General features: G+C 56.2%; 12 protein-coding genes. 8 read left to right on the plus strand and 4 right to left on the minus strand.

The genetic code is table 11. From position 1 onward, the window contains the following. Positions 1 to 78 precede the first annotated feature (78 nt). From V8J88_RS02285 to apaG, 3 genes are all read left to right on the plus strand, one after another. Entirely contained in the window at positions 79 to 288 is a 210-nt protein-coding gene (locus tag V8J88_RS02285; protein ID WP_338847526.1) for a YgaP-like transmembrane domain, read from the plus strand. A 107-nt stretch (positions 289 to 395) separates the two neighbouring features. Then, entirely contained in the window at positions 396 to 818 is a 423-nt protein-coding gene (gene trxC, locus V8J88_RS02290; protein WP_338847527.1) for a thioredoxin TrxC, read from the plus strand. Positions 819 to 899: 81 nt separating this feature from the next. Further along, complete coding sequence (apaG, locus tag V8J88_RS02295) at positions 900 to 1,274, plus strand: Co2+/Mg2+ efflux protein ApaG (RefSeq protein ID WP_338847528.1); 375 nt, start codon at positions 900 to 902, stop codon at positions 1,272 to 1,274. Between the two features lie 7 nt (positions 1,275 to 1,281). Here the strand turns inward: apaG and V8J88_RS02300 are convergent, their stop codons facing one another. Next, positions 1,282 to 1,437 carry a hypothetical protein gene (locus V8J88_RS02300; protein WP_338847529.1) on the minus strand — a complete coding sequence of 52 codons (156 nt, stop codon included), beginning with the start codon at positions 1,435 to 1,437 and terminating at the stop codon, positions 1,282 to 1,284. Positions 1,438 to 1,458: 21 nt separating this feature from the next. On the opposite strand from V8J88_RS02300, the gene V8J88_RS02305 reads away from it, so the two are divergent. Genes V8J88_RS02305 through V8J88_RS02315 form a run of 3 tightly spaced genes read left to right on the plus strand, consistent with a single transcriptional unit; the run spans position 1,459 to position 4,073 of the window. After that, positions 1,459 to 2,700, plus strand: coding sequence for a murein transglycosylase A (locus V8J88_RS02305; protein WP_338847530.1), 1,242 nt, complete (start codon positions 1,459 to 1,461; stop codon positions 2,698 to 2,700). A gap of 4 nt (positions 2,701 to 2,704) precedes the next feature. Next, complete coding sequence (locus V8J88_RS02310) at positions 2,705 to 3,511, plus strand: potassium channel family protein (protein ID WP_338847532.1); 807 nt, start codon at positions 2,705 to 2,707, stop codon at positions 3,509 to 3,511. Positions 3,512 to 3,557: 46 nt separating this feature from the next. After that, entirely contained in the window at positions 3,558 to 4,073 is a 516-nt protein-coding gene (locus V8J88_RS02315) for a GNAT family N-acetyltransferase (protein ID WP_338847533.1), read from the plus strand. Positions 4,074 to 4,081: 8 nt separating this feature from the next. Here V8J88_RS02315 and V8J88_RS02320 read toward each other — a convergent pair whose 3' ends face one another. Next, positions 4,082 to 4,738 (minus strand): hypothetical protein, encoded by a 657-nt coding sequence (locus V8J88_RS02320; protein ID WP_338847534.1) that lies wholly within the window; start codon positions 4,736 to 4,738, stop codon positions 4,082 to 4,084. A gap of 358 nt (positions 4,739 to 5,096) precedes the next feature. Between V8J88_RS02320 and V8J88_RS02325 the strand changes: the two genes are divergently transcribed. Then, positions 5,097 to 5,513, plus strand: a complete 417-nt coding sequence (locus V8J88_RS02325) for a hypothetical protein (protein ID WP_338847536.1) — start codon at positions 5,097 to 5,099, stop codon at positions 5,511 to 5,513. A gap of 88 nt (positions 5,514 to 5,601) precedes the next feature. On the opposite strand, the gene V8J88_RS02330 is transcribed toward V8J88_RS02325, so the two are convergent. Further along, entirely contained in the window at positions 5,602 to 13,728 is an 8,127-nt protein-coding gene (locus tag V8J88_RS02330; protein WP_338847538.1) for a putative Ig domain-containing protein, read from the minus strand. 452 nt (positions 13,729 to 14,180) lie between these two features. Further along, entirely contained in the window at positions 14,181 to 14,897 is a 717-nt protein-coding gene (locus V8J88_RS02335) for a hypothetical protein (protein ID WP_338847539.1), read from the minus strand. A gap of 566 nt (positions 14,898 to 15,463) precedes the next feature. Here V8J88_RS02335 and V8J88_RS02340 point away from each other — a divergent pair. Beyond that, a complete protein-coding gene (locus V8J88_RS02340; RefSeq protein ID WP_338847541.1) occupies positions 15,464 to 15,811 on the plus strand; it encodes a DUF6444 domain-containing protein in 348 nt (115 codons plus the stop codon). Positions 15,812 to 16,107: the final 296 nt, after the last annotated feature.

Raw genomic sequence — 16,107 nt, forward strand, 5'->3', positions numbered from 1 at the left:
ATGAATCGGGCGCAACAGATGTGCCGCCGGTGTTGGCGGCGCCACCCAGCGCTGCCCTTGGTTTTAAGGAGAATACTGATGAAATCCTGGCAAATTGTCCGCATTGTCGCCGCCTGCATGATCTTGCTCAGTCTCTTGCTGGGCGTGCCCGGCAGCCCTTTGTTTCACGCGCAAGCCTGGCTGGCTTTGTCCGCCTTTGTCGCGCTGAATCTCTTGCAAAGCGGCTTCAGTCGCTGGTGTTTGATGGAAAGTCTGTTGCGCCGTCTCGGCGTGCGCGGCGGCTGTTGAGCGCAGAATGCAGCCGCCGGCCTCTTGTCGGCGCTGCGTTTCATCCCCATCTGCCAGCGCATTCGCACACCAATTGAATGTGCGCCGATCCAAACAAGGAGAATCTCATGTTGCTCGCCTGCCCTCAATGCTTAGCCGCCAACCGCGTGCCCGATGAGCGTTTAACTGATGCCCCGGTGTGTGGCAAATGCGGGGCCGAATTGACGCCGGCCCACCCGGTTGAGTTGGGCGACGCCCAGCTGGCGCGCTATCTGGCGAATACGGAAATGCCGGTCTTGATTGATTTTTGGGCCGCCTGGTGCGGGCCATGCCGGCAAATGGCGCCGCATTTCGCCGCTGCCGCAGAGCAAGCGCCGGGTATGCGCTTTGTCAAAGTGGATTCTGATGCGGCCCAGGTGGCGGCGGGGCATTTCCAGATCCGCAGCATTCCCACCATTGTGCTGTGGCATCAAGGGCGCGAAGTGGCGCGGCACAGCGGGGCCATCAGCGCGCCGCAGATATTGCAATGGGCGCAGGCGCAACTGGCTTGAACGCGGGCGCAGCGTCAAACAGGGCGGGGCGGCAGGATGCTATAGAATGTCGCCACCTGCATTCCCGCACAAAGGAAGTCCATGTCGCAATATGAATTGGAAATTACGGTGGAAACCGCTTATTTGCCCGAGCAATCGAAGCCGGCGGAAAACCACTATGTGTTCGCCTACACCATCACGATTAAAAACACCGGCCAGATCGGGGTGCAACTGATTTCACGCCATTGGGTGATTACCGATGCCAATGGGGAAACCATGGAAGTGCGCGGCCTGGGTTTGGTCGGGCATCAGCCCTTATTGCAGCCGGGCCAGCAATTCCAGTACACCAGCGGCAGCAATCTGCCGACGCCGCAAGGATCGATGCGCGGCGAATATTTCTGCGTGGCGGAAGACGGCTACCGTTTTGAGGCGGAAATCCCGGAGTTTGCGCTGGGCTTGCCGCGCACCCTGCATTGAGGCAGACTCATTCCTGTTTGCCGTCAGGGCGCTTGCTTTCTTCTTCTGTTTTGGGCGGTTCTTGCAATTCAGCGCGCGAACCCATCGTCCACCAGACGATAAACACCAGCAGACCCAGCGCCAGGCCGGCTTCCAGAAAAAATACCCATGCTGCATCACCCATGCCATTACCCTGCTTGTGTATATGAAGTTAAATCATTCTTTGCCGCGTACGGCGGCCTTCCTGGCCTGTATTGTATTGGCTGGCTGCCAAAGCACCAAACCGGATGTGCAGGCTAAACCTGCGCCGGCCATCACACCCGCGCCAGCGCCCCTTGCGAATAACGTAAAACCGGCGCCGGCCCCGAATAATGCCACAGTCATCCCGGCGGATCTGCTCAAACCCGCCAGTTTTGCGCAATTGCCCGGATGGGGGCGTGATGATTTGCGCGAAGCCTGGCCGGCGTTTCTGGCCTCCTGCCAGGCTTTGAACAAGAAAAGCGAGTGGAGCGAGGTGTGCGCCATCGCGCGCCAGGTCGATGCCGCCAGCAACAGCGCGATTCGGAATTATTTTGAGACCTTTTTCACGCCGCATCAGGTGAATAACCCGGACGCCACTGATGTCGGCCTGGTCACCGGCTACTATGAGCCGCTGTTGCGCGGCGCGCGCAAGCGCGGCGGGCCGTATCAGGTGCCGCTGTATAAGGCGCCGGATGATTTGATTACGGTCGAGCTGGGCAGCGTGTATCCCGAATTGAAAAATATGCGTCTGCGTGGCCGTCTGGTCGGCAATAAACTCCTGCCGTATCCCTCGCGCGCAGAAATCGATGGCGCGAATCTGCTGGCCGGCCATGAATTGCTGTGGGTGGATGATGCCGCCGAGGCATTCTTTTTGCAGGTGCAAGGCTCGGGCCGGGTCACGCTGGAAGGCGAGAAAAAAGGCGGCAAGCCGGAAGTGGTGCGGGTCGCATATGCGGATCAAAATGGCCATCCGTATAAATCAATAGGCCGCTGGCTGGTTGATAAGGGCGAGTTGAAGCTGGAACAGGCGTCAATGCAGGGCATTCGCGCCTGGGCGCTGGCGAATCCGGGACGGGCGCAGGAAATGTATAACGCCAATCCCAGCTATGTCTTTTTCAAAGAGGAAAAACTGCCCGACCCGAAAGTCGGCCCGAAGGGCGCGCTTGGCGTGCCCTTGCATGCGCAGCGCTCGATTGCGGTTGATCCCACCATGTTGCCGCTGGGCGCGCCGGTGTATCTGGCCACCACCCAGCCGAATGCGGAAACGCCTTTGCAGCGCTTGATGATGGCGCAAGACACCGGCGGCGCGATTCGTGGCGCGGTGCGCGCTGATTTCTTCTGGGGCTTCGGGGCTGAGGCCGCTGATAAAGCCGGCAAGATGAAGCAGCGCGGTCAGATGTGGGTCTTATTGCCAAAGCAGGTGTGAGTCTATGCGCCAGCACGAACCTGGCTTGGCGCAAGACCTGGAGCGGCGCATCCGCCGCGCCCGGCCATTGTTATTGTTAGCCTTGGCGCTCTCGATTCCAGCGTTTTATCTGGAATTGAGCGCTTCAGGCGGCGCTTTGCGCCATGTCGGTCGCGGTTTATACGTGTTGGTGGCGCTGCTGACTGCGTATGAGCTGGGAACCCAGATGCGGCGCGGCGGGCGCTGGTTCGGCGCCTGGCGCAATGTCGAGCAATGGCGCCGTCATTGGCTGGAAGGTTTGATCATCGGCGGCGCACTGTTGAGCGCCTGGCATGCGAATAGCGCCTGGTCGCAATTGGAATGGCTGTTGCGTCTGGGGTATTGCGCATTTGTGTTTGCACGCCTGTGCGCGCTCAGTCTGCGCTTGATCGCGCCCAAGCGCTTATCTCACATTTTGCTGCTGGGCTTGGTGATGCTGGCATTGGCCGGCCTCGGCTTTTATATGCTGGAGCCGAGTGTGGAATCGATTGCCGACGGCGCCTGGCTGGCTTTCACCACCCTTTCCACGGTGGGCTATGGCGATTTATATCCCACCACCCCGCCTTCGCGCGTGTTTGCGGTTTTCACGGTGTTATTGGGGTACGCCCTGTTTTCTCTGGTGACGGCCTCGATTGCCGCCTTGTTTGTGGGCGAAGATGAAAAACGCCTGGAACGTGAGCTGCATGCCGATATCCGCGCGCTGCGTGCTGAAGTGGCCGCCTTGCGCGCCGATTTGCAGCAGGGCCGCTTGGCGCCGCCGCCAGCCGCCACAAGCGAGCTGCCGCCTGATTGAGGGCTCTGCTAGAATTCCTCAGTCTGTCACTATTTTGGGGGATGCGATGCCGGTTTTACAAAGCGCCAGATTGGATTTTGAATTGCTGCAAGAAAGCGATGCAGCGTTTTTCTTTGAATTGGTGGGCGAACCGGGCTGGATCGCCGGGATTGGCGATAAAGGTTTTCGCGATCTGGACGATGCGCGCCGCGAGATTCGCGAAAAATACATCGCCAAGCAAGCTGAGCAGGGTTTTTCACTGTATCGCATCAGCTTGCGTGCGGACGGCAGCCCGATCGGATTATGCGGTCTGGTCAGCCGCCCCAGCTTGCCGCATGTGGATTTGGGCTATGCCTTGCTCAGCCGTTACACCGGCCAGGGGTATGCGCAAGAGGCGGCGCTGGCAGTGCGCGATTTTGCGCGCGATGTCTTGCAATTGCCGGCTTTGATGGGCATCGTCAATCCAGAAAACCGCGCCTCGCAAAAAGTGCTGGAAAAAACCGGCATGCGCTGCATCAGCCGGGCAGAGGTGGATGGCAAACCGACCTGGACGTATTTGCTCGAATTCAGCACTCCGGCCTGAGCCGGTTTTTATTGCGGCGATGGCTGGCGCAATACGTGCAGGCCGATCCAGGCAAACCATACAATCTGACTTAAGCCAAACAGGATCACGCTGTCTTTGAGCGGTGGAATCGCACTCAGTAAGCCACAGACGCCGACAAAAACACCGAGGTAAAGCAGACCTGCCGGCAAGGCTTTGCTGCGCCATGCGGCGGCGCTCAACAGCAGCACCCAGAGCGCGCCGACGATTTCATTGCCGCCGCCTATGCCATCCGCCACCACTTGAATGGTGCGCCAGACGATCACAGCCTGGGACGGGTCTTTGGTTTGCAGCGTGGCGACTGCCTGCAGCCCGATATTGGCGATCATCCCGCTGGCGATCACCAGGCCGGCCCAGATCAGGCCGAAGGGGGTAGCCAGTTTCATCCATTGCGGCGAGCGTTCGCGCCAGCGCTCGTGCAGCGCAACCGCCAGCACTGTCAGCAGCACGCCGAACAAAACGTAAATCACAAAATTCACGCCCATGAACATGGCTTTGCGTTCCAAAATAAAAGCCAGTTTTTGCTGTGCGCTCCAGTCTTGCGCTGCGCCCGGGTTGAGCACCGTGGCCATGGCGGCAAAGCCCAGCACATAAATCAGGGCTTGCAGCAAGGCGGCCAGCCCGCCGGCTTTTTGTAAATCAGTCATGCTGTGATCTCCTGTGATTTGGATATGCAGTATGTTGTGTCTCGTATGCGCAGACTATACGGGAAAACAGCGTTTCCGGCATGTGTAATCTTAAGAAATCTGCAAGTTTTGCATTTGCTCAGCATGACAAAGCCGCGCCCGGCGGCATTGCCGGGTTACAATTGATGCAGCTGCCGCACTGGATTTCCATTGCGGCTCGCAGGGCGCATGCCAGCAGTCCTTCGGGGCCGGTGATGCGCTGCGGAACATCGGCAGCAGCAGAGCGGGCTTGCCGGCTGCAATAGGCCTGGTTTCGCAGCAGATTTTTTCTAAATCCGACAGGCTGCCAAGATGGCGCCCCATTATGTGAGGATGAAAAATGGCAAGTTTTAAACAGGGGGCTTCAGAACTGGCGATCACCTTGCTGGAATATGGCCAGACCGGCAGTCATGCCGACGCCAGATTGCAGGTGCGGGCCACGGCGCACGGTTTTTCCGGCAGCTGTGAAGCGCAATTTCTGTTGCCGGATCTGCTTCATTTCGCCCGCAGTTTGCAAACCATGCAGCGCAGCGGGCAGGGCGAAGCGAGTTTATATTCACTTTCGCCGCATGAAGTCGAATTGCATATCGCCTATAACGATGCGGGTTTGGCGGTGCGCGGCAGTTTCGGCAATCCGGTCGATGGCAGCGCAGGGCGGCAATATTGGCATGCGCTGAGTTTTGGCTTTGATTGCGCGCGAAGCGAGTTGAGCAATGCGCTGGACACGGATTGGTTGCGGGATTTATTGCAGGGTTGAACCGTGGGCGCCATCTCTGAGGCGCATGCAAACGGCATAAAAAAACGGCGGCATCGTGAAGATGCCGCCGTTTTCACATCAGCAGAAATCAGCCAAGACGCGGGCTGCTGTCTTGCAGATTGGCGCTTGCTTGCAAGGCCTGTGCGCTCAAACCAAACTGGCTGTTGCTCAGCAGGGTATGCGCCGGGGTCATCGACAGCGCCGCCAAATTGCCGCTGCCGGCATATTGGTAAGCGAGGTCGCCGCCCAAGGCTGCGCCATCATTGCCGGCCACATGCTGCGCCAGCAAAGCAGTCGAGAGCGCCCAGCTGCTCAGGCTCGGATTGGCGCTGCGGGCTTGATCAAAAGCGGCCACCAGACCATCAAAGTTGAATTGCTGCACCTTCTTATTATTCAACTTATTGGTCGAACTGCTGTTGTAGTCGCTTGTGCCTTCGATCACCACTTGCAGATTGGCCACGCTGCGGTTGGTGCTGCTGGCATACCAATCTTTGAAAGTGATTTGCTCAGTGGCGCCGGTGACCAGGATCAAATCATTGCTGCTCTTCTTGAACAGAAGATCGGCATATTTGATGCCTTTGCCCAGGGACACTGTGTTGTCTTTGCCGCTGCTGGCGGCAATCGTATCCTGGCCATCGCCCTGATTGAACAGGATCACATCCGCACCGCTGCCGGTGTTGATGGTGTCATTGCCGCTGCCGCCAAGCAACAGCTCATTGCCGCTGCCGCCCGTGATGCTGTCATTGCCGGCCCCGCCATCGAACAGATTATTGCCGGCGTTGTCGCTCAGGATGTCATTGCCGGCAAAGCCTTGCAGAATGTCATGTCCGGCGGCGCCGTTCAAGGTGTTCACCGCGCCATTGCCCCACAGCAGATTGTTGAGCGTATTGCCCGTGCCATTGACCGCGTTGGAACCGCTCAGCCACAGCGCCTCCACATTCGCCGCCAGGGTATGCGTGAGCGCGGTGCGCACCTGATCAATGCCTTCCGCACTGTTTTCTGTCACCACATCGCCAGTATTGTCGAGCAGATACACATCGTTGCCCGCGCCGCCAGCCAATTTATCGGCGCCGGCGCCGCCATCCAGCGTGTCGTTGCCAGCTGCGCCGTTCAAGCTGTTGATGGCGCTGTTGCCAATCAGCAGATTGTTTTGCGCATTGCCTGTGCCATTGATGGCGCTGCTGCCGCTGAGTGTCAGATTTTCCAGATTGGCGCCAAGCGTGTAAGTGATGCCTGCTTGCACCAGATCCGTCCCTTCATCCAGGTTTTCGGTAATCACATCCATTGCGTTATCGACCACATAGCTGTCATTGCCGGCGCCGCCGGCCATGCTGTCGTTGCCTGCGCCGCCATCCAGCAGATTCGCTGCGCTGTTGCCGCTGATCTGATTATGCAGGCTGTTGCCTGTGCCGTTGATGGCGTTGCTGCCGCTCAAGCTCAGATTTTCCAGATTCGCCGGCAGCGTGTAGCTGACCGAAGCTTGCACCAGATCCGTTCCTTCCGAGGCGTTTTCGATGATGCCGTCCAGGCTGCTATCGACCACATAAGTATCATTGCCGGCGCCGCCGGCCATGGTGTCGTTGCCTAAACCGCCATCCAGCAGATTGGCTGCGCTGTTGCCGCTTAACTGATTATTCAAGGCGTTGCCGGCGCCGTTGATGGGGTTGCTGCCGGTCAGGAACAGGTTTTCCAGATTCGCTCCCAGCGTCAAGCTGATGCTGCTTTGCACCTGGTCTGTGCCTTCGCCCGCATTTTCGGTGATCTGATCCTGCGCGCTGTCCACCACATACACATCATTGCCCAAGCCGCCGGCCATGCTGTCATTGCCGGCGCCGCCGTCGATGAAGTTGGCGGCGCTGTTGCCGCTGATCTGATTATTCAGCGCATTCCCGGCGCCATTGATGGCGTTGCTGCCGCTTAAGCTCAGATTTTCCAGATTGGCGGACAGCGCAAAGCTGGCGCTGGCTTGCACCGTATCCACGCCTTCATTGGCGTTTTCGCCAATCGCATCCTGGCTGCTGTCAACGATGTACAGATCATCGCCGGCGCCGCCGAGCAGGCTGTCATTGCCGGCGCCGCCGTCCAGCACATCGTTGCCGGCGAAACCGAGCAGGCTGTCGTTGCCGGCCAGACCGCTGATGGTGTCATTGCCGGCCCCGCCTTGCAGGGTGTCGCTGCCGCTGGTCCCTTGCAAGTTCAGATTTTGCAATTTGACGGCAATCTCAAACACATCCGAGACGCTCAAATTGCCAGTGTCTTTCGCCGTCAGTTTGACGCTGACATTGCCAATCGCGCTCGGCGTGCCGCTGAAGGTGCGGGTGGCCGGGTTGAAATTGAGCCAGGCAGGCAGCGGGCTGCCGTCGGCCTGGGTGGCGCTATAGCTCAAGCTGTCGCCGGCGTCCGGGTCGGTGAAGGTTTTGGACGGTGCGGCAAAGCTGAACAAGGCGCCCACATTCGCGGTTTGATCCGCCAGCGGTGTGCTCAAGACCGGCGCATTATTCGGCGCGCCGACTGTCAGACGCACCCCGGCGCCGGCGGAATAGCCGTAGTTATCCGTGCCCCACAACACAAATTGCAGCACGCCAACGTCAGCTGTCCCCGGCGTGCCGCTGAAAGTGCGGCTGGCGGCGTCAAACTGCAGCCAGGCCGGCAGTGCGCTGCCATCGCTCATTTTGGCGCTGTAGCTGACCGAGTCCCAGCTGTCCGGGTCTGTCACGGTGTTTTGCGGTACGACATAAGTGAAGGCCGTGCCGGCGCGAGCGGTCAGCGCAGGCGGGTAGTTGGTGACGGTTGGCGGATGGTTGTTCAAGGCGCGATCCACCACAGTTTGGATCATGCTTTGATCCCACACCGCGCCATTGGCGAATTCGATGCGGTCGATTTTCTGATCCGCTGCCTGTCCATCGATATCTTCGGTGGCGCCGAAGTAATTCAGGAAGGCCACTTGATCTGTCCCGCCTTTTAACAAGATAAACAGATTATTGTCTTGGCGGCGCGCCGAGACATCGTTTTCGGAAATGCCGGCGCCGAAACGCAAGATGTCCACGGCGCTGCTCAAGTCGGTATTGTCAATGGTTTCTTTGCCATCGCCCTTATTGAACAGATACACGTCATCGCCCAGGCCGCCTTCCATATAGTCATTGCCCAGACCGCCGGCCAGCATATTATTACCGGCATTGCCCCACAGGCCATTGTTCAGGGCGTTACCGTTCGCGTTCAGGTGTTCTTCCCCATCCAGCGCCAGGCGTTCCAGATTGTCGCCCAGCGTCCAGCTGACGGTGGAGCGCACCATTTCATAGCCTTCGTTGGCCAGTTCCACAATCACATCGCCGGCGTCGTCGATTTCATAATAATCGTCGCCAGCGCCGCCGACCATGCTGTCAGCGCCTTCGCGCCCGAACATCGAGTCTTTGCCCAAGCCGCCGATCAGGGTGTCATTGCCGCCCAAACCAAGCAGGGAGTTGTCGGCATCGTTGCCGGTGATCAGATTGTCCAGTTCATTGCCGTTGCCATGCTGCACATCACCGGCCAGGGTCAGGTTTTCCACATTGTCATTGAGCACCAGCAAGGTGTCGAAACTGCGCACGATGGTGTCGATGCCTTCGTCGCTGGATTCGGAGATGCGGTCTTCCTCATTGTCGCTGAAGTAAATATCGTCACCCGCGCCGCCGCGCATATTGTCCGCGCCAGTCAAGCCATCAAGAATGTTATTGCCGCGATTGCCTTGCAGCGTATTATTCTGCGCATTCCCGGTGGCGTTGCTGTTGCCTTCGCCCGCCAGGGTCAGGTTTTCCAAGGTTTCGATGCGCAACACATAGCTGTCCGGGGCGACCACTGTATCCCGGCCTTGTTCCTCTGCTTCAATGATGGTTTCCTGCCCACTGTTCAAGACATAGGTGTCATCCCCCGCGCCGCCATCCAGTGTGTCCTGGCCGCCAGCGCCTTCGAGGGTGTTGCCTGAACTGTTGCCGCGCAGCAGGTTGTCCATGCTGTTGCCCTTGATGTTGGCGGAATAGGCGTCTTCTTCCAGCTGCAAATCTTCAATGTGCTGTGGCAAGGTGTAGTTGCTGCGTGCGCGCACCAGCTCATGCCCTTCATCAGCCGCTTCGAGGATTTGATCTTCCAGATTGTCCACCACGTATTCATCATTACCGGCGCCGCCGCTCAGTGTATCGATGCCGCCCGCACCATCCAGCGTATCGTTACCCAAGCCGCCAGTCATATTGTCATTCGTGGCATAGCCGGTCAGCATATCGCTGCTGGCGCCGCCATGCAGCAAGGCTTGCCGCACTTGCTCCAGATCGACGGTGGCGCCGCCGGCGATGCCATATTGGAAACGGTAATTACGGAACAGGCCATCGTTGATCATCACGCCTTTAAAGCGGATGCTGTCGCTGCTGCCCTTGATTTGGAAAATCACATCCACGCCTTCGCGCCGCATTTCGATATTTTCCAGGCCGATTGCAGCCGGGATCAATACCGTGTCTTTGGCTTCCAGCCAATCTTCCAGATTGCGCGTGACCACATCCTGGCCGCCGCCCTGATCCAGAATATAGAAGTTATTGCCGGCCCCGCCAGAGAGCATATCGTTGCCAGCGCCGCCATCGAGCTGGTCATCGCCAGCGCCGCCGCTTAATTGATCCTCACCGGCGTTGCCTTGCAGCACGTCGGCGCCGGCATGGCCGATCAGTGTGTCATTGCCGCCATTGCCCGCCAGTTGATCCGGCGTGGCGTAACCTTCCAGCAAATCATTGCTATCCGAGCTGCTGATCAGGCGCGCTTTGAGATCTGCAAATGACCATTCAACGCCATTATCAAACACCACCCGTTCAATGATGTAAGCATTGTCGCCGCCATTATCGAGTGCGTTTTGCAAACGTATGCTGTCATACACATATTCCTGGCCAACGTTTTTGCCAGGCAGCGAGAGAATAATATCGGTCCGATCGCGTGCAATTTTCACCTGCGCCGGGTCAATCGGGCCTTTAATAAACAGTGTGTCATTGCCGCCAGCATCCGAGGTCTTAATCAAACCACCTTCCCTGATCACATCATGGCCATCGTTCAGGCCAAATTGATAGCTGTCGTCGCCAGCGCCGCCATCCAGATAGTCATGGCCGGCGCCGCCAATCATGGTGTCGTTGCCTTCGCCACCGGAGACGACGTCATCGCCACCTTCGCCTTCCAACACGTCATTGCCAGCAGAACCTTGCGCAGTGTCATTGCCCCCTTTGAGTTTGAATGTATCGTCGCGGCGTGAACCAAGGATTTGATCAGCGCCATCAGTGATGACATAGCTGCGTGAAATCAAATGATCGGCATCCCACACGGTTCGATCCGCAAACTGTACGGAGTCAATCTGCGCAAATTCATCGCCAAGTTGAAAGAAATTGCTGACGGTTATGCGGTCTGCGCTATCGCGAATGATCAGTTGCAAATCATTGCCGCTGCGCACCACATCCACATCCGCCGGAGTGACGCTGGCGTCGTAGACGATGCTATCTGGGTAATGCCCGCTATCCCGGTCATAGTTGTCCACTGTATCCTGTCCATGACCACGGGCAAACAAGTACTGATCAGAACCCGCATTGCCGTACAAGGTGTCGTTGCCTGCCCCGCCATTTATGATGTCATGGCCACTGTTGCCAACCAGACTGTCATTGCCAGCCAGGCCGGTCAGGGTGTCATCTGAATTACCGCCGACCAGGGTGTCGTCGCCAACCAAACCGATCAGCGTTACGTTGACAAGGTACCATGGGTCAAGTCCATAGCCGGTAGTGTTGTTGGCTTGCAATATTTGTGAAATTTCCGGGAGAATGTCTTGCAAACCATTGATCAAAGCACCATACACTGCGCTGTCGAGTTGTTCGAAGGCGCGCAAGGCCCGCACACTGTTCTTGACCAGTTGCAAACCGTTTCCCGGATTCTCCAACAGGGCTTGACGCAGGAAGGCTGTGCTGGCGCTGGCATCCAGGTCAAAGATTTTCCAAACCGGATTCCAGGTCGCTTGCAAACCATCAAACATCGGCTTCAGAAAAGTTTCCGCAGCCAGACGGGCGTAAAACACTTCATAGATGCGTTTGCTGATTTGATTGATATTCTCGGCTGCCATCGGCCCGGGGTTGGGCGTGCCGGCATTGGTGCCGGCGTATTGTATAAATTGCTTACCTTGTAGTGCTTCCACCATATACAGCCAGCGCGCATCGTTGATGAAGGAACCTCGACTGGAGGGGGATTGCTGATCCGCTCCAGTCCAGCGCCACAAAATATCGCGCATGCGGTCATTGCGAATCACGTCGCTGGTCGTTTGCACGAACTCTCTGACCAGGGTTTTCAATACAGGGTCACGTTGCATTGCTTGATGCAATGAGGGCAATTGGCCATAGCCTTCCAGGTTGGGCAGGGCTTGTACTTCCAGACTCAGGCTGGCAGCTTCCACGGTTGAAAATGTATCAGCCGGGTCTGTCACAAACCAAATATCGGCTGCACTGCGTGCGCCGCCGTCAATAGCGGCAAAACTGCCGCGTTGGCGATGTTGATTGCCATATTGGTCAACCACATTGCTGTTGGTGAAAGCCAGATCAACCGAGTGCACTCCGGCTTCTTGCAAGGTGAACAATTCGCCTTCATCGCTGACACCGTTTTGATTCAGGTCGCGCCAAACACGCAATTTTGCAAACGCCGCATCCTGTGCGTCGATTTGCTTGCTCAGATTACTGTCAAGCTCGGCTAAAGCAGTGAAGCCGTGCTCAGCTTTGGCGCCATTCTTGAGCATGGTTTCTGAGCCAAACAATTCCTTGCCGGAATTGATGCGGCCATCTTCGTTCAAATCCAAGGCCAGCAGACCATCGTCGGATTTGACCCAGCCACTTGCTTCCGCAAAGCCATCGCCACTGTGGTCAAAATGTGCGCCAGCTTCAATCCCGACCGTCTCCAGACCATCATTATCCAAATCAAGCACAATCGGCGACGTGAGCGGCGGCGGTTTGGGGTTATCTTCTTTCAGGGTGATGCCCAGCTGACCATTGCCCCAACCTTTAATCGTGATAGCGCTGCTGCCGCGCACGACTTTCAGTGTGCTGCCGCTCCATAGATAATAGGTGTCGAAACCTTTGTCGTAATAGTAAGACTTACCCTCTTCGCGTTTGCCGCCGCGCAGCGTCACGCCGCCCAATTGCACCGTACCGGCGCCATCGCTGTCTTGCAAGACGTCGCCATCTCCGCTCAGGTAGGTGTCAAATCCAGTATCGCCTGCCAATTGATTAGCGCCGAAGCCGCCATCCAGCCAGTCGTTGCCGGCGCCGCCTTCAAGCACATCATTGCCCATGCCGCCAATCAGGGTATCGTTATCGAGGCCGCCGGCAAGTTTGTCATCACCCGTGCCGCCTTCCATCGAGTCATTCCCAGCGTCGCCCTGCATCTGATCATTATCAATGCCGCCGCTCATGATGTCATCGCCTGCGCCACCCCCCAGGGTATCGTCGCCGCTGCCGCCATCAATCGAGTCGTTATCATTTTCACCTTGCAATTTGTCAGCGCCAAAGCTGCCGAGCAAGGTGTCATTGCCATCGCCGCCTTGCAATGTGTCGCCGCTTAAGCCTCCATCCAAGGAGTCATTACCTGCGCCTCCGAATAACTCATCGCTTAAAATATCGCCGCTCAAAGTGTCATTGCCGCCGCCGCCGATCAATGCAACCGAGCCATCGTACAATGTGCCGCGTCCTTGCACTTTGGGCAGTCCGTTCGCTGCGCTCAAATCTCCGTTATTGCTGGGCGATTCCCCGTCGTAATAAACAAAACGATCTTCCGGCGTTTTGTAATCAATGATGCCGGAAGCTGTTACTTGCATCATCAATATGCCAAATTCCATAATCGCGGCAGGGGTCAAGGAATATGAGGCCCATAAACCCAATTTGTCGAGCGAATTGGACAACTCCATGGCGTACCAATCTTCACCAGTCAAGACATCTGTTGACTTCACTTTACCGGTGAAAATGATGGGGACTGTACGACCGATTTTGGATGGATCAATCCGTGATTCTGTCATGAAATTGGTGATGCGCGCGGGCAGGGCATCGCTGGAAAAGTCAAAATTATCATTCACCGGGATAACCGCAATATCGTTGATTTCGCGGCTGCCATCTGGGTTGATGATGAATTTCGCTTCCGGGTTGATTTCAAATTCAGATGACCCGAATACATACGCACGGTTCATGTAGTCCGCATCAGTCATTCCTAAGAAATATTGACGGGCGCCGAGTATGCCTGAGCCGATGCCATATGCTTGTAGCAACTGGTCACGAGTATACGTGCCCTGCTTGAGCGGCTTATAGTCGTGCGCGCCAAGGAAATTGCGGACGTAATTAAAGTTTTCAACTTTAATGAAGCGCCCCCCTCCGCTGGTCATGTATTCGTCTGCGGAAACATACGCTGGCGCATTTCCTGTGCCGGGCGGGCGGATAAATTTATCCGATTTGAGGTCAGATGGTGGGCTTGCTTGTCCGTATAGGTATAAACATAAAATATCAATTGCGGTAGGCATGCTCATTTGCTGCTGTCTCCTGAATGGGACTGGGTGAATTGCTGAATGAAATATGAATTCGTGAATGATGCGTTGATCCCGTTTCAGTCCGGTTATGTCTGGGCTGGCATGGAATGAGGGGGCTTTCAAAACAGATAGAAAATTTCCCCGTTTACTTCTCTGCGCATAATTTCCCCGCAGGCATTGACGGCCATTTGCCGGGGGCGGCTGGAGCGCACGGCTTGCAAATTCGGTTTGATGAACCCGGCTTTGTTCAAACATTGCTGCGCCGGTAGTTGATCGGAGCAGGCCAGGTGAAGGTGACTGTAGGAGAGCAGGCTGAATCTGGCGTAATCAAAGCCCTGCAACCGTTCCAATGTGCTCAAGGATGATGCTGGGCTGGCTTGTTGCGCTTGATCTAGCTGCTGCAAACTGGCGCTTGGCGTAATTTGCACCGCTTGCGCTAAAGGTTTCCATGCCACGATGACCCAATTTTGTGAGAGTTGCTGCTCGCTTAATGCCGCAATGTCAGCCATATCCCGTAATTCGATCGAAGCTGATGCAAACCAATCCAACAAAGCACTTTGTCTTATCCGATCAGCCAACTGTTCTGTGCTCACATCTCCTGCGATCAATAGCAGACGGAAGCTGCTAGCTTTGTCGTGAAACGCTCGCGCGTCTTGCAACAGCATGGACAGGTAATTGCGCAGCACCTGTGTGTGCAGCAGCTTGTGTTCAGGACGCATGGCGCACAACGATGCACTGGCATAAGGTTTGCAAAGCCAGGCGGCAGCAAAAGCGAGAGTCGATCCCAGCAATGCGCGACGCTGCCAGAACTGTGCAGGTTTTGCTTGGTTTTGCATGTTTCACTAAATGTAAGTAATGTTGTTGCGGCTGACAGCGCTGACAGGCATCCCCGATTTGCATTACGTATGACAAGGCGCAAAGTGCGTACTTCGCATACGGGTTCAATCAAAAGAAATGACTTAAAGCGATCTGATCCGAAACAGGGTTGAGGTTTGCAAAAATGCAATGAAATATGTGAGATTAAGACTGATTTTGGCTGTTTTCAGCACGATATCCCACTGAACAAGATATTAGCACAGAAATGCTTGCAATGCTTGTAATGTATATTTGTTCATATATTGTTAAATTTGGTTTTTTTGGGGCGGCTTTGCAGTCGGCTCCTGACTGATGTCAAGCTGCGGTATTCTTCAATTGCCAAAGCATTTCCGCCTTGCCTTGTATGCAGCGCCGGGCGCATGCAAGATGTCTCGTAACCGTTCACTCCCCCACAAGAATTGAGGGAAGCGGCGGCAGATCAGCGCCGACCTGTGCAGCAGCAATAACCTCACTGTGTGACTATTCAGCCCCCAAAACTCTCAACAAGTGCTTGTAAACAAAGTCAAACTCGTGCATCCTGTCAGGCATGAAGAAAAAAGCCAATCCGCCAGAATTGAACAAGATGAGTCACGCAGAAAAAGATGCGTTGATACTGACATTGTTAGCGAGGTTGGAAGCCCTGGAGAACAGGGTGCCGAAGACGAGTCAAAATTCAAGCAAACCACCATCGTCAGATGGATTGCAAAAGAAAACGCGCTCGTTGCGGGAAGCCTCAGGAAAGGCGGCAGGAGGTCAAGCAGGGCATATTGGCAGCAAATTGGAACGGATGGCGCAGGTCACGGAAACTGTACGTAGCCCGCTGCCGCAATATTGCACACGTTGCCAGCAGAGTTTGGCGCATGAGCGGCGCAACTGCATGATAGTCGGCAAGTGATTGATATTCCACTGCTGCCACTGCAAGTGACGGAATACCAAAAAATGCGTGGTCAATTTTCAGTCGGCGCCAACAGCGGCTGCGTTTGATCCAATATTGCAGAACCGGCAGATTGATTTCATGCTGACGGGAATATGCGGTTTGCGTTTGCCCGCTCAAGCGCCACGCCCTTACGTGCGCGAGCCATTCTTCCCTGCGTTGTTTGCGTGATTTGCTGTGCATCGTATGCCTCCTTTTGATGGGCATAGCATGCGCGGGTTTTGATGGGCTGGGCGGTTGGGCGCTTACCCAGCTTC

This window comes from Massilia sp. W12, assembly GCF_037300705.1.
Lineage (GTDB): Bacteria > Pseudomonadota > Gammaproteobacteria > Burkholderiales > Burkholderiaceae_D > JACPVY01.

What these genes read in the sequence shown, in the direction of transcription:
- V8J88_RS02285 (WP_338847526.1), top strand. Translation starts at nt 79, where the DNA reads ATGAAATCCTGGCAAATTGTCCGCATTGTCGCCGCCTGCATGATCTTG.
- trxC (WP_338847527.1), top strand. Translation starts at nt 396, where the DNA reads ATGTTGCTCGCCTGCCCTCAATGCTTAGCCGCCAACCGCGTGCCCGAT.
- apaG (WP_338847528.1), top strand. Translation starts at nt 900, where the DNA reads ATGTCGCAATATGAATTGGAAATTACGGTGGAAACCGCTTATTTGCCC.
- V8J88_RS02300 (WP_338847529.1), bottom strand. Translation starts at nt 1,437, where the DNA reads ATGGGTGATGCAGCATGGGTATTTTTTCTGGAAGCCGGCCTGGCGCTG.
- V8J88_RS02305 (WP_338847530.1), top strand. Translation starts at nt 1,459, where the DNA reads ATGAAGTTAAATCATTCTTTGCCGCGTACGGCGGCCTTCCTGGCCTGT.
- V8J88_RS02310 (WP_338847532.1), top strand. Translation starts at nt 2,705, where the DNA reads ATGCGCCAGCACGAACCTGGCTTGGCGCAAGACCTGGAGCGGCGCATC.
- V8J88_RS02315 (WP_338847533.1), top strand. Translation starts at nt 3,558, where the DNA reads ATGCCGGTTTTACAAAGCGCCAGATTGGATTTTGAATTGCTGCAAGAA.
- V8J88_RS02320 (WP_338847534.1), bottom strand. Translation starts at nt 4,738, where the DNA reads ATGACTGATTTACAAAAAGCCGGCGGGCTGGCCGCCTTGCTGCAAGCC.
- V8J88_RS02325 (WP_338847536.1), top strand. Translation starts at nt 5,097, where the DNA reads ATGGCAAGTTTTAAACAGGGGGCTTCAGAACTGGCGATCACCTTGCTG.
- V8J88_RS02330 (WP_338847538.1), bottom strand. Translation starts at nt 13,728, where the DNA reads ATGAACCGTGCGTATGTATTCGGGTCATCTGAATTTGAAATCAACCCG.
- V8J88_RS02335 (WP_338847539.1), bottom strand. Translation starts at nt 14,897, where the DNA reads ATGCAAAACCAAGCAAAACCTGCACAGTTCTGGCAGCGTCGCGCATTG.
- V8J88_RS02340 (WP_338847541.1), top strand. Translation starts at nt 15,464, where the DNA reads ATGAAGAAAAAAGCCAATCCGCCAGAATTGAACAAGATGAGTCACGCA.